This window comes from Ruegeria sp. YTSA075 (genome assembly GCF_059610245.1).
Genome location: NZ_JBXWNG010000001.1, coordinates 305,774 through 319,601 on the forward strand (window position 1 = coordinate 305,774; position 13,828 = coordinate 319,601).

The 13,828-nt window shown below is 58.6% G+C and carries 12 protein-coding genes; 5 read left to right on the forward strand and 7 right to left on the reverse strand.

Annotated elements, in window-relative coordinates; all coding sequences use genetic code 11:
- Positions 1-20 precede the first annotated feature (20 nt).
- From aqpZ to AC2FGE_RS01635, 6 genes are all read right to left on the reverse strand, one after another.
- Complete coding sequence (gene aqpZ, locus AC2FGE_RS01610; protein ID WP_496817438.1) at positions 21-710, reverse strand: aquaporin Z; 690 nt, start codon at positions 708-710, stop codon at positions 21-23.
- A gap of 114 nt (positions 711-824) precedes the next feature.
- Positions 825-1,634, reverse strand: coding sequence for a M90 family metallopeptidase (locus tag AC2FGE_RS01615; protein ID WP_496817439.1), 810 nt, complete (start codon positions 1,632-1,634; stop codon positions 825-827).
- Positions 1,635-1,744: 110 nt separating this feature from the next.
- Complete coding sequence (locus AC2FGE_RS01620) at positions 1,745-2,245, reverse strand: bactofilin family protein (protein ID WP_480497582.1); 501 nt, start codon at positions 2,243-2,245, stop codon at positions 1,745-1,747.
- Positions 2,235-3,563, reverse strand: a complete 1,329-nt coding sequence (locus tag AC2FGE_RS01625; RefSeq protein WP_496817440.1) for a DUF5930 domain-containing protein — start codon at positions 3,561-3,563, stop codon at positions 2,235-2,237. The genes AC2FGE_RS01620 and AC2FGE_RS01625 overlap by 11 nt, the downstream gene beginning before the upstream one ends.
- Before the next feature lie 175 nt (positions 3,564-3,738).
- Positions 3,739-4,557 carry a ferritin-like domain-containing protein gene (locus AC2FGE_RS01630; RefSeq protein ID WP_496817724.1) on the reverse strand — a complete coding sequence of 273 codons (819 nt, stop codon included), beginning with the start codon at positions 4,555-4,557 and terminating at the stop codon, positions 3,739-3,741.
- A gap of 87 nt (positions 4,558-4,644) precedes the next feature.
- Positions 4,645-5,106 carry a peroxiredoxin gene (locus AC2FGE_RS01635; protein WP_496817441.1) on the reverse strand — a complete coding sequence of 154 codons (462 nt, stop codon included), beginning with the start codon at positions 5,104-5,106 and terminating at the stop codon, positions 4,645-4,647.
- Between the two features lie 68 nt (positions 5,107-5,174).
- Between AC2FGE_RS01635 and AC2FGE_RS01640 the strand changes: the two genes are divergently transcribed.
- The 4 genes from AC2FGE_RS01640 (at position 5,175) to AC2FGE_RS01655 (ending at position 11,722) form a co-directional block, all read left to right on the forward strand.
- A complete protein-coding gene (locus AC2FGE_RS01640; RefSeq protein WP_496817442.1) occupies positions 5,175-8,561 on the forward strand; it encodes a YhdP family protein in 3,387 nt (1,128 codons plus the stop codon).
- A gap of 44 nt (positions 8,562-8,605) precedes the next feature.
- Positions 8,606-9,652 (forward strand): tRNA preQ1(34) S-adenosylmethionine ribosyltransferase-isomerase QueA, encoded by a 1,047-nt coding sequence (gene queA, locus AC2FGE_RS01645; RefSeq protein ID WP_496817443.1) that lies wholly within the window; start codon positions 8,606-8,608, stop codon positions 9,650-9,652.
- 113 nt (positions 9,653-9,765) lie between these two features.
- Entirely contained in the window at positions 9,766-11,037 is a 1,272-nt protein-coding gene (locus AC2FGE_RS01650) for an MFS transporter (protein WP_496817444.1), read from the forward strand.
- A gap of 109 nt (positions 11,038-11,146) precedes the next feature.
- On the forward strand, positions 11,147-11,722 hold the full coding sequence (locus AC2FGE_RS01655; RefSeq protein WP_496817445.1) for a DUF924 family protein: 576 nt from the start codon (positions 11,147-11,149) through the stop codon (positions 11,720-11,722).
- Here AC2FGE_RS01655 and AC2FGE_RS01660 read toward each other — a convergent pair.
- On the reverse strand, positions 11,719-12,141 hold the full coding sequence (locus AC2FGE_RS01660; protein WP_496817446.1) for a hypothetical protein: 423 nt from the start codon (positions 12,139-12,141) through the stop codon (positions 11,719-11,721). The genes AC2FGE_RS01655 and AC2FGE_RS01660 overlap by 4 nt on opposite strands.
- Before the next feature lie 227 nt (positions 12,142-12,368).
- Here AC2FGE_RS01660 and lpdA point away from each other — a divergent pair, with 227 nt between their 5' ends.
- Complete coding sequence (gene lpdA / locus AC2FGE_RS01665; RefSeq protein WP_496817447.1) at positions 12,369-13,763, forward strand: dihydrolipoyl dehydrogenase; 1,395 nt, start codon at positions 12,369-12,371, stop codon at positions 13,761-13,763.
- Positions 13,764-13,828: the final 65 nt, after the last annotated feature.

A 13,828-nucleotide genomic window follows, 5' to 3' on the forward strand; every position in this document is an offset into this window, starting at 1 on the left:
GCGCCGTGTACTTTTCGGATTCAATCGTCGGGTGACATCACCTTCCAGATCAATGCACCAACTGCAGCACCAATCAGCGGCGCCACCCAGAACAGCCACAACTGAGCAAGGGCCGGGCCATCGGCAAACAGCGCAACACCGGTCGACCGTGCCGGATTCACCGATGTGTTGGTCACCGGAATCGAGATCAGGTGGATCAGCGTCAGGCACAAACCGATGGCAATCGGGGCAAACCCGGCAGGCGCGCCACTTGAGGTCGCACCCAGGATGACCAGCAGGAAGAACGCGGTCAGCACGATCTCGATCACCAAGGCGGACATCAGGGAATAGCCTTGGGGCGAGGCGTCGCCATATCCGTTCGAGGCAAATCCGCCGACGCCCTCAAAACCGGGCGCGCCACTGACGATCAGATACAGAACGACGGCTGCCGCGATGGCGCCGATGACCTGAGCGACCCAATAGGGCAACAGGTCTTTGGCCGGAAACCGCCCACCGATCATCAGCCCCAGGCTGACCGCCGGGTTAAAATGCCCGCCCGAGATATGGCCAACCGTATAGGCCATGGTCAGTACTGTTAGGCCAAAGGCGAAGGATACACCCAGCCATCCGATGCCCACATCTGCCACACCAGCGGCCAGAACTGCGCTGCCGCATCCGCCCAGAACCAGCCAGAATGTGCCGAAGAACTCGGCCATAAGTTTTGATGACATGAAAACTCCTCCGATAAACCAATGGGTTTGAGTTTAGTCCAGAAAATGCCCTTTGTTAAATTTGCAGGCACGGGGAGATTTCCGTGGAACTTGTCACATGTAACGCGTAGTTCGCTAAGTCCAACTGACTGGGTCCAGATGAAACAGCAGTGAGAGCTGTTCGTAGACCTCGGGCACACTGTCTTTCAGCGCGTTTGGGCGTTCAAAGAACACTTCGACCGAGACCGCGAAAAACTCTTCATGCCCTTCGGCGCCATAGGGATCGATGACAGTGGGCCTTCCGGTTTCAACCGCGTGGACATGGGCATCGTAGGCGGTGACAAAAACGCGCTCCCAATCGGCATAGCTCTGCCCTCGGCTCAGAACGGGTACGCCATCTGTGCCGCCGGACAGATCATCGATTTGATGCGCAAATTCATGAAAGACAACGTTGTGCCCGTCGTGATCATTCATCGCGCCTTGCTGGCTGTGCGCCCAGGATAGGATCACCGGGCCCCGGTTCCAGCTTTCTCCGGTGCGAACGATTTCTTTCTCCGTCACGACGTAGCCGCTGCGCCTGTGTTGGCGGGATTTGAAGGCGTTCGGATAGATCAGAATAGTCGTCAGATTGTCGAACCACATCTCGGTGTTCACAACCAGAAGGCAGGCCTGAGCCGAAATCGAAAGGCGCATCTCTTCGGTGACCTCAAGCCCGTCACAGCCAAAGAAGCGGACCTGATCCTGAAACAGGGTCATCTTGCCGTCCAGCTTGCTGCGCAAATCGGGTGGCAGCCGCCGTACTATTGGCACCATGGTCTCGAGCACCTGACGTTCCGAGGCGGTCAGCGTCGTGGCCAGCAGCCGGGCGCGGGCTTGACTGCGCGACCACAGGTAGAAGGCGATGGCACAGGTGATCAGGGCGACAAGGCTCAGGAAAATCAACATGATCCGACCCTATGCCAGTTCCTGCCCGGCGGGAAACGCAAATCGAGTGCCAAAAGAAAAACGCCGCGGGATCGTCCCACGGCGTTTCAGACATCTGTTTCGCGTCTGGCTTACTGCTTGACATCCGCCGCAGGGTTGCCGCCAGATTTGCCGCTGCGACCGGGGTTCAGCGGATCGTCCTGACGCTGGACCGAACCTTCGAAATGCGCGCCGCTTTCGATGGCGATGGTCTTGTGAATGATGTCGCCTTCGACACGTGCGGTCGATGTCAGGCGCACCTTCAGACCACGCACGCGACCCACGATACGGCCATTGACCACAACGTCATCGGCGGTGACTTCGCCCTTGATGGTCGCGGTTTCACCAATGGTCAGCAGATGCGCGCGGATGTCGCCTTCGACAGTGCCCTCAACCTGAATGTCGCCGGTTGTCTTGATGTTGCCCGTGATATGCAGGTCCGAAGACAGAACCGATGCGGGCGGCTTTGGTTTGGGCGCGGTGCTGGCCTTGGTCTCGGATGGGGCAGGGGCCGCCGGGGTCGCCGGAGCAGCAGGTTTCGCCGCCTCAGTTTCCTTGGATGCGGGCTCGTTGATTTTGCTCTTAGAAAACATTTCTCGCAGCCTTGATGTAAGTCATTGGGTTTACAGGTTTACCGTTCACGCGCACTTCATAGTGCAGATGCGTGCCGGTGGACCGTCCGGTGCTACCCATATCAGCAATATGATCCCCGCGCGAGACCCTTTGGCCGACCTTCACGTTGATCTTGGTGTTATGGGCATAAAGTGTCTCAATCCCGAAGGCATGTTTGATCTTCACAAGGCGGCCAAAGCCCGATTGCCAGCCGGCATGGGTGACCACCCCATCGGCCGTCGCAAAGATATCGGTGCCCTGCGGACCTGCAAAATCGACGCCATTATGCATCCGGCGACCGCCGGTTTTTGGATCGCGGCGCGAGCCGAAACCGCTGGTAAAGCGCACGGCGGAATGCACGGGATTGGCAAATGGCGCTTTTTCGGCAGCCAGACGGTACAGGTTCAACTGATCCATCTGTTGCAGCAGTTTGTTGGCCCGGATTTCGTCAGCCGTCAGCTCTTCATCGCCGCGGCTGCTGAAGGATAAAGGGGTCAGCGGACCGCCCATACCGCTATATCCGCGCCGGACCTCTTCGATGATACGATCTGTTGGCATGCCTGCCTGACGGAACATTTTGTCCAGAGGCTCGACCGAGATCACCATCGCCTCTTCCAATTGGCGGAAGATCTCGTCGCTGCGTTCCTGCATCAGGCGGATTTCAAGTTCCAACTCGTCGCGCTGATCCAGTGCGGTCTGCGCGTCGGCGGCGATCTGGTCGCGTTCTTCGGCGGTGCGTGCCAAAGCGTCGGTCATGAATTCCATCTGCGCCGGGTCGCCGACCGACGCCAGATACATCCCTGTTCCGTCGCTGTCCTTCTTCAGCTCGGTCAGTTCGGTGCGTACCTCTTCGCGCTGTTTCATGGTCGAGCGCAAGGTGGTCTGGATCACCTCGATCCCGGTTTCCAATTCGCGGCGGCGGTTTTCTGAAGCCAGCAGTTCCGATTGCATTGCTGAAATCTGCGCAAGGGCCGCATTGAACCGGTCCTGTGCGGCCAGCGCTTCCTGTGCGCGGGCGTCCCGTTCAGCCGATAATATGTTCAGCCGTTCCTGATAGGTGGCCTGATCGCGTTTCGCCTGTTCTCGGAAGTTGCCTGAACCAATGCTATCCATCAGCAGGATCGCGGTCGACAGGGCGGTCCAGCCAACAATCACTGCAACACCGGCAACGGCAATCACCTGCGTTTCGGAGCTGAGCCGGATAAACCGGGTGTCCTGATCTGATTTAAGAAAAACCCGACGTTCCGGGAAACGGCGTTCAAGCCATGAGTGAAACTTTATTGCCAGACGTGTTCTCACGCGTCTTACCTCTCATCCCCAAGATCGGGACCGGTCGTGGTGCAATCTCCGTCCCTTGGGGGGATTTCATAAAGCGGACCGGGACATCGGGCAAGTTTGCTGACCAATTTGATGCGAAGCTTGCGGAATTACCCCGTGTCATCGGCAGGAATTTGCCGAAATTAACCCCTTCGGATCAATCTGAGACGGTGCCAGGCTGGGGTAAGTCTTCGGTGAGGGGCCAATAGAAATCCGGTGGCAATCCGGCCTCGGCGCGTTTCTCTTCGTTGAAGGGCGGTTTTAGGGCGCCGTGGAAATAACGTCGTACCAACGTGTGGAACACATCCTTGGGGTCTGCATTCTCGCGCCCGCAAAGGAAATGGAACCATTTGGACCCATAGGCCACATGCCCGACCTCTTCTGCGTAGATCACTTCCAGCGAAGCGATGGCCTGATCCGCCTTGGCCTTGCGGAAGATGTCGATCATGCCTGGTGTCACGTCCAGCCCGCGGGCTTCCAGCACCATGGGCACGACGGCCAGACGCCCCATCAGGTCCTCTGCCGTGTCTTCGGCCGCACGCCACATGCCCGCATGGGCGGGCAGGGCGCCGTAAGAGCTGCCCATCTGTTCGAGGCAGTCGCAGACCATTTCAAAATGGCGCGACTCTTCCTCGGCGCATTTCACCCAATCGTCATAGAAACCGATGGGCATAGGGACATGTCCGAACCGGGCGATGATATCCCAATGCAGATCAACCGCGTTCAGTTCGATATGAGCTACGGCGTGCAGCAGGGCGATCCGCCCGGCCTCGGTTCCTGGTTTGCGCTTGGGCACTTCGCGAGGAGACAGCAATTCGGGTTTGTCCGGGCGCGCAGGTTGCAACGGGGGCGTTGTGGTGCCGATCTCGATCGCCTCGGCCTCACCCTTGCGGGCGTCAAACCAGGCCGCGGCGTGGCGTTTCGAAAGGGCGGTTTTTTCTCGCCCATCCGCTGTTGTCAGAACCTCGGTGGCCATCTGGGTCAGTGTTTTTGGCACGGGAACGCTCCGCCTGATAATTGCAGGGCTGCGGCATAAACCGGATGGCCGCCGGGGTCGAGGGGCTTACATCGCCCGAACAGCATCCAGCACGGCATCAACATGGCCGGGCACTTTGACCTTGCGCCAAAGCTGCGCGATGCGGCCTTCGCCGTCGATGATGAATGTGGACCGTTCGATGCCCATTGATTTGCGGCCATACATATTCTTTTCAACCCAAACGCCATAGTCTTCGCAGACGATCGAGTTTTCATCGGACAAAAGCGGCGTCGTCAGCCCGTGCTTGGCGACAAACTTGTCATGTTTGGCAACACTGTCGCGCGAGATGCCAAAAACTTGAGCACCCGCATCGGCAAAGGCCTGAAGGTGTTCCGAGAAACCGATGGATTCCTTGGTGCAGCCCGGCGTATCATCGCGGGGATAGAAAAACAAAACGACGGTTGTGCCACGCAGGTCCGATAGGGTGACTTCGCCGCCTCCGTCACGAGGCAGGGTGAAATCGGGGGCCATGTCTGAAATGTCGGGCATTGGAAACTCCGCAGTAGGGTTTTAAGGGCTGCCCGACATCATAGGGCGATATCAGCGGGTTAAAAGGCGTGGACAGCAATTTAGCGCAGCAGGAACAGCAAGGGGGCGATCCGCCGGAACCTGCCCCGCGTCGCCGCTCGCGCCGCAGGGTTACAGGGCTCTGGGCCATGCGCGGGGCCGTGCTGCTGGTGGTGCTGGCGCTGGTTGCAGGCTTTATGCTGATCGGTCAGCGTGTGCACGCCCCGGCCTGGGTGCGGGATCGGGTCGAAGCGCGGCTAGAACAAAGCCTTGGCGGGCTGCAGGTTCGGTTTGGCGATGTCAGTTTTATCATCAATGAAGGCTGGCGCCCACGCCTGCGCCTGACCGATGTCAGCATCGCGGATGCGGCAGGCCAGCAAATCGCGCAAGTGTCGGACATGCGGGCGAGCCTGGCCATGCGCCCGCTGCTGCGCGGCAATGTACGTCCCAAGCGCATCTTGCTGAGCGGTGCTCAGATTTCGTTGACGCGGGGGCTGGATGGGGCGCTGACCCTCACGGTCGGCACGGACAGTTCACCGGTTCAGCAGGCCCCCAATCTGGCGCAGCTGATCGAAACCTCGGATGATGTCTTTTTGTCTCCGATGCTCTCAGCGCTGACATCTGTCCGGCTGGATGCGATTACGCTGGACTATCGGGATCTGCGACTGGGTCGGTCCTGGATCATGGATGGCGGGCATATCCAGATCACCCGCAACGACAACGAGATGCGACTGGCAACCGGGTTCTCGGTGCTATCTGGGCGCGATTTTGTCAGCGGGATCGAGGCCAATTACACGAGCGTTCTGGGCACACCCGAGGCGCGGTTCGGGGTCACGATCACGGATCTACCTGCCGAAGATGTCTATGGCCAAAGCCCTGCGCTGGCATGGCTGCAGGTCTTACGCACGCCAATCTCGGGCGCTTTGCGTGGCAGCATCGATGGCGACGGCGCGGTGGGCCCGCTGTTTGCAACGCTCAATCTCGGCGCCGGTGTGGTGCAGCCGACACCTGAAACGCGCCCGGTTCCGTTTGACTCGGCCCGGACCTATTTCACTTATGAGCCCACGCGACAGGAGATCGATTTTAACGAAGTATCGGTTGTCTCGGCTTGGGGGTCGGTGCAGGCCTCCGGTAAGGCCTATTTGCAAGGCGTCGAAAACGGTACGCTCGACAGCCTTGATGCGCAGCTCCGCTTCACCGGCATAGATGCCAACCCGGCGGGGCTGTTCCCCGAGGCATTGAAGCTGCGGCAGGCGGATCTTGATTTCAAAATGACCTTTGCGCCGTTCAAGCTGCGCCTTGGGCAGATAACCGTCGAAGACGGCGAACATCGCGTGCGCGCATCAGGTGAGCTAATCGGCCTTGAGGATGGCTGGTCTGTCGATCTGGACGCTCATCTGGATCGCATGACTTCGGATCAGGTGCTTGGCTATTGGCCTGAACGTCTGGCCCCGAAGCCACGCGAATGGGTCACGAAGAACCTGTATCAGGGCAAGCTCTCGGATATGGATTTCGCGCTGCGCCTGCGACCCGGATCGAAACCGGACCTTTATCTGGATTTCGGGTTCGAAGACGCAACGATCCGGTTTGTCAAAACGCTGCCCCCGATTGAAAACGCGCAAGGACAGGCCATCCTGATAAACAACAGGTTTACCGCGACGGCACAGAGCGGGGTTGTCGTTGCGGATGCAGGTGGCGCGGTGGATGCGTCAGGGACGTCCTTCATTATTCCGGATACGGATATCAAGAAATCCGCCCCGGCCATCGCCCGGATCAAGGCATCGGGCAGTGTGACAGCCGCGCTGTCGCTGCTGGATCGACCGCCGCTGTCTTTGCTGAGCAAAGCCAATTTGCCGGTTGATCTGGCCGGTGGTTCCGTTGCACTGAGTGGCACGTTATCCTTGCCGTTGAAAAAAGAGCTAAAGTTTCAGGACACTCAGTTCCATTTCGATGGCAATCTGGACAACCTAAGCAGCGACCGGCTGGTTCCCGGATTTTCCGTTACCGCTGATACCCTGCGCCTCAGTGGCGATCAAACCGGCGTTCTGATCGCAGGACCGGGCCGGTTTGGCGATGTGCCGATCGAGGCTATCTGGCGGCAACCCATCGATGGCGAAACTGCGCAGCGCAGCGAATTGACCGGTCAGATTGAGCTGTCTCCCAAACTGATGGAAACGCTGAAGGCGGGCCTGCCACGCGGGATGCTGACAGGCAAAGGCACGGCCGATATCACGCTTGGGATCGGTGCGGGGGAACCTCCAAAACTGTCGGCCAGGTCTGATCTGCGGGGTGTTGCGCTCGCCATCCCGGAACTCAGCTGGCGCAAAGCGGCGGGCAGCACCGGAACGCTGAGCGCCGACGCGACCTTGGGGGATCAACTGAGCGTCAACAGCTTGCAACTGGATGCGGCGGGGTTGCGGGCCAATGGTGCGATTTCCTTCCGCGAAGACGGGGCGTTTGATCGCGTCAGCTTTAGCTCGTTTGACTTAGGCGATTGGCTGGCCGTCCCGGCGGTGCTGATCGGGCGCGAGACGGGGCCGCCCGATATTCGCGTGTTGGGGGGCGTGCTGAACCTGGGCCGCGCGCAATTCGGCGCGAGCAACGGGGCCGAAGGCGGTTCAGGCCAGGGTTCACAGGTGGATGTCACGCTGGATCGGTTGCAGGTCACCGAAACCGTGGCGTTGACCGGATTTAAGGGGGTGTTTCAAACCACCGGCGGGGTCAATGGACGCTTTCGGGCGCGCGTGAACGGGGACGCTGCGGTTCAGGGGCAGGTGACGCCGCGCGGCAATCGCAGCGCTGTGAGCCTGACCTCTGACGACGCAGGGGCCGTTTTGCGCGCTGCCGGGGTGCTGACGCAAGCAAAGGGGGGCGAGCTGAACCTGCAACTTGAGCCGGTGACCGCGCCCGACAGCTATGACGTAATCCTCAAGATCGTGAACACTCGCATCACCGACGCCCCGGCCATGGCGGCGCTGCTGAATGCTATCAGCCTTGTTGGCCTGCTGGATGAGATGGCGGGGCAGGGCATCTTCTTCTCATCCATCGACAGCCGGATGCGGCTGACACCGACCGAAATCAAAGTGCTAAGCGGCAGCGCCGTCGGCCCGTCCATGGGGCTGTCTTTTGACGGCATCATTGACACGGTGAACGGCAGGCTGAATTTGCGGGGTGCAATCTCACCGATCTATCTGGTGAATGCCATCGGCAGCGTGTTGACCCGCAAGGGTGAGGGGATCATCGGTTTCAACTACTCTCTCACCGGCCCACTAAGCGCGCCGAAAGTGTCAGTGAACCCGTTGTCCGGATTGGCCCCGTTGTTCCTGCGCAATCTGTTGCGTCCGCCGGCACCCACCGTGTCGGACGGGCCGAATGCGCAGCGCCAGAAACCGGATGAGCCAAAGCGGACCTTTGGATCGCCGCCTCGGGACAACTGATCCGGGATATGGCCGAATCTGTCCTGGCCTTGTAAGGCGCCGCCATGAAACTCAGCGATTTTGATTTCCACCTGCCCGAAGACCTGATTGCCACACGGCCCGCCATTCCGCGATCTTCAGCGCGTTTGCTGATCGCGCAAGGGGATGTCGTCACTGATAGCCATGTCTTCGATCTGCCCGATTGGCTGCAGCCCGGCGATCGCCTTGTACTGAACGACACACGGGTGATCCCGGCGCGGTTGAGCGGTCGCAGGCATCGTGACAGTGCGCAGGGTCCAGTCTCTGCCGCGATCGAAGCAACCTTGCTGGAGCCGCAGTCAGATGGCTGCTGGACCGCGTTGGTCAAACCTTTGAAAAAGGTGAAACCAGGAGAGGAGATTGTCTTTTCAGATGATCTGTCAGCGGTGTTGGATCGGGTTGAGGATGGTCAAGCCTGTCTGCGGTTCAACCTGACAGGCGATGACTTCGACGCGGCTTTGGAACAGGCGGGTGCGATGCCACTGCCGCCTTACATTGCCGCCAAACGCCCGGCGGATGAGCAGGACAAAACCGACTACCAGACCATCTGGGCCCAAAACGCGGGTGCCGTGGCCGCACCAACCGCCTCACTGCACTTTGATGACGCGCTGATGCAGGCTTTGACCGTGCGCGGTGTCACCTTCAGCCATGTGACATTGCATGTGGGCGCAGGTACGTTTCTGCCGGTAAAGGTCGAGGACGTGACCACCCACAAAATGCATGCGGAATGGGGCAGGGTCAGCCCCGAAGCCGCTGCTGAGATCAGGGCGACCAAAGCCGCAGGCGGACGCGTTATCCCGGTGGGCACCACAGCCCTGCGTCTGATCGAAAGCGCCGCGCGCGGCGGACAGATCGCAGCCTGGGAAGGTGAGACCGACATCTTCATTTATCCCGGTTTCAAGTTCCATGTGACTGACGCACTCATGACCAATTTCCACCTGCCTAAATCAACGTTGTTGATGTTGGTTTCTGCGTTGATGGGGCAGGACCGCATGCGTCGGGTTTATGATCATGCAATCGCTCGGAGTTACCGTTTTTTCTCTTATGGGGATTCGTCGCTTTTGATCCCGTGAGGGCCGCGTTTCAGACGGCAAGCGACAGGAATGTCGTAGACAAGCGCGACTGTGGTGGTTTTTGATTCCACCAACGAATCCAATATCTGATCGGCATTTCATCGGAGGCCCCAATGTTTCAGGTCCTGTCCAGCGCTTGGGCGCTGTTGCTCGGAATGGGGTTGCTGATGATCGGCAATGGCCTGCAGGGCACGATCCTGGGTGTGCGAGGCGAGATCGAAGGGTTCTCGACGCTTGAGATGTCTTTTGTAATGTCCGCCTATTTTGTGGGCTTTCTGGGTGGATCGCGTCTGGCACCCGAGATGATCCGCCGTGTTGGCCATGTGCGGGTCTTTGCGGCGTTGGCCTCGTTCATCTCGGCGGTCATGATCATGTATCCGATGCTGACCGACCCGATTGCGTGGGTGCTGGGCCGCGTTGTGATCGGGTTCTGTTTCTCGGGCGTGTATGTGACCGCCGAAAGCTGGTTGAACAACGCGGCCAGTAATGAAAACCGCGGTCAGGCTCTGTCTCTATATATGATCGTTCAGATGACCGGCATCATCAGTGCGCAAGGTCTGGTTCTGCTCGGGGATCCGGCTGGTTATCAGACCTTTGTCATTGCCTCGATTTTGGTTTCCATCTCTTTTGCCCCGATTTTGCTGTCGATCTCGCCAACGCCTGCGTTTGATTCAACAAAGCCGATGACATTGCGCGAGTTGCTGGATAAATCACCCCTGGCCTGTGTAGGCATGTTCCTGTTGGGCGGCGTGTTTTCGGCCCAGTTTGGCATGTCGGCGGTTTACGGCGCGCGGGCCGGTTTGTCGCTGTTCGAAATCTCGACCTTTGTGGCCTCGTTTTATGTGGGCGCGGTTGTCTTCCAATACCCGCTCGGCTGGTTCTCGGATCGGATGGACCGCCGCCTGCTGATCACGCTGGTTTCGGTCGCTGGCGGAGTAGGTGCCGCGGTCGGCATGATCTATGGCGTGACCTATCCTATTCTGCTGGGCTCGGCCTTTGTCATAGGTGGGCTGTCAAACCCGCTCTATTCACTACTGATCGCACATGCGAATGATTTTCTGGAACATGAAGACATGGCCGCCGCGTCCGGCGGACTGGTGTTCATCAACGGCTTGGGCGCTGTTACAGGCCCGCTGATCACCGGTTGGCTGATGGGCGATGACGTCTTTGGCCCGCAGGGCTTTTTCCTGTTCCTTGCTGCTTTGCTGTTCATGACCGCGATCTATGCGCTCTACCGGACCACGCAACGCCCGACTGTTCCTGTCGACGAGACCGGTTCGATGTCGCCGCTTTATCCCACAGCCTCGCCCGTGGCGTTTGAAGTTGCACAAGAAGTTGCCATCGAAGCCGCCGAAGCCGAACAGGATGCGCAAGAAACGGCTTAGGACACGAAAATATGTCGCAAATGTTGCAATATTTTACTGTCACAAATCTGTAAAATGGCCATAAATGACGTTACGTCCCTGGGGAGGGCACAAGACGGAGTTAAGGGCAATGGTAGGGCCTGAAGACGTACTGAGTTTTTGGTTAGATGAAGTTGGTCCAGATGGCTGGTATCTGCAGGATGACGCCTTGGACGCAAAAATCCGCGACCGCTTCCTGAAGACATGGGAAGCATCGAGCGAAGGCAAGTTCTCGCTTTGGCTGACTTATCCCAGCGGTTCCTTGGCATACATCATTCTGACCGACCAGTTTCCACGCAACATGTTCCGGGGCAGTGCCCGGGCCTTTTCAACCGATCGGGCAGCGCTGGCCGCAGCCAAATGCGCGGTAGATAAAGGCTGGGACCTTAAGATCGACGAACCGGCGCGGCAGTTCTTCTATCTGCCGATGATGCATTCGGAAAACCTGTGTGATCAGGAACGCTGTGTCCGCCTGATTTGCCAGAACCTTAGCGGCGACCCAAGCAATCTGCTGCACGCGCGCGCCCATCGCGAGGTGATCCGCAAATTTGGTCGCTTCCCTTATCGGAACGAGGCTTTGTCGCGCCACTCCACCGAACATGAAATGGCATATGTCAGCATGGGCGGCTACGGCTCGACGGTGCGGGAGTTGCAGGCCGGGGGTTAATCCTCGGGCACGCATCCGCGAATGGCCAGAACCTTCTCGGCGATCACATCGCCTGCGGTGGTGATGGCCGTCTCTACCAACACATCAGGTTCTTCGGCCAGGTCGGAGAACCGGGTCTGAGCAGATTTCAAATTGTCTTCAATCGCGTCCAAACGGTTCAGGGTCGCGGAAATACGCTGCACGGTGGCTGTATCCAATGCGCTGCCATCCGTTGGCAGAGCCGCCAGTTCGCTGCGCAGGGCTGCAAGCTCTCCGCGAATGCCCTGCGCTTCGTCGCGCAGTGGCGCAACGATTTGAGTGACATCCGAAAAATTCGCCGAGATGTTTTCCACACTCGAAGCCAGCTTCCAGCCCAGGAACAGGCAAAGTGCCACCAGGATTAGGGTGGCATTGAGCAGTGCGAGCAAAAGATCTTTCAATGTTTTGGCCATGGTAAGCCTTTCGAATAAACTGGGGTTGAGACTGTGAAACCGCCCAAGGCTCTTCTGTTCTAGCCTTTGGGCAGTCCCGGGTATAGGCTGAAAACAGCGCCTTTCCGCTGCTGGTTCTCCGCGTCGCTTTTGTCGCGGATGTGCTGTGTTGATGCGCTTTGAAAAGTAGTTTAATGGTAAACTAAATTTCGTTCGACCTGCGCCGAGAGGGACACATGGCTGCACAATCTTTTGATCTGATCGTTATCGGGGCTGGTCCGGGAGGCTATGTCGCTGCAATCCGCGCCGCGCAGTTGGGTCTGAAGACCTGCGTGGTAGAACGAGAGCACCTGGGCGGCATCTGCCTGAACTGGGGCTGTATCCCGACCAAGGCGCTGCTGCGCTCGTCTGAGGTGTTTCACCTGATGGAGCGCGCCAAGGATTTTGGCCTGAAGGCGGACAAGATCGGATATGATCTGGACGCAGTCGTCAAACGGTCTCGCGGTGTAGCGGGGCAGCTTTCGGGCGGCATCGGACACCTGTTGAAGAAAAACAAAGTGACCGTCGTGATGGGGGAGGCGACGATCCCCGCCAAAGGTAAGGTCACTGTCAAAACCGACAAAGGCACCGAAGAGCTGACGGCCAAGAATATCGTGCTGGCCACCGGCGCGCGTGCGCGTGAATTGCCGGGGTTGGAGGCCGATGGTGATCTGGTCTGGACATACAAACATGCGCTGCAACCGCCGCGGATGCCCAAGAAGCTGCTGGTTATCGGGTCCGGCGCCATTGGTATCGAATTCGCCAGCTTCTACAATACACTGGGTGCGGATACGACCGTGGTCGAAGTGATGGATCGCGTGCTGCCTGTCGAAGATGCCGAGATCAGTGCCTTTGCCAAGAAAGCCTTCACCAAACAAGGCATGACCATCATGGAAAAGGCGATGGTTAAGCAACTAGACCGCGCCAAAGGCAAAGTCACCGCGCATATCGAGGTGAAGGGCAAGATCGAGAAACACGATTTCGACACCGTGATCTCAGCTGTTGGTATCGTCGGCAATGTCGAAAACCTTGGGCTTGAGGCTCTGGGTGTGAAAATCGACAGGACACATGTGATCACGGATGAATATTGCCGCACCGGCGTCGAGGGTCTCTATGCCATTGGCGATATCGCAGGCGCGCCTTGGCTGGCGCATAAGGCGAGCCACGAAGGCGTCATGGTCGCGGACCTGATCGCGGGCAAGCATGCGCATCCGGTAAAGCCCGAAAGCATCGCAGGCTGTACGTATTGCCAGCCTCAGGTCGCCTCGGTCGGATATAGTGAGGCCAAAGCCAAAGAGTTGGGCTACGACATCAAAGTCGGTCGCTTTCCCTTCATCGGCAATGGCAAGGCCATCGCATTGGGCGAACCCGAAGGTCTGATCAAAACCGTCTTTGACGCCAAGACGGGAGAACTGCTGGGTGCGCATATGATTGGTGCAGAAGTCACGGAACTGATACAGGGCTATGTGGTTGGCCGCCAGTTGGAGACCACGGAAGAGGACCTGATGAACACCGTCTTCCCGCATCCGACCTTGTCAGAGATGATGCACGAAGCCGTGCTGGATGCCTATGGGCGCGTAATCCACATGTGAGGGAAGGGGGCTCTGCCCCCGTCGCGGCAAGCCACGACTCCCCCGAGGTATTTTCAAACAGAAGA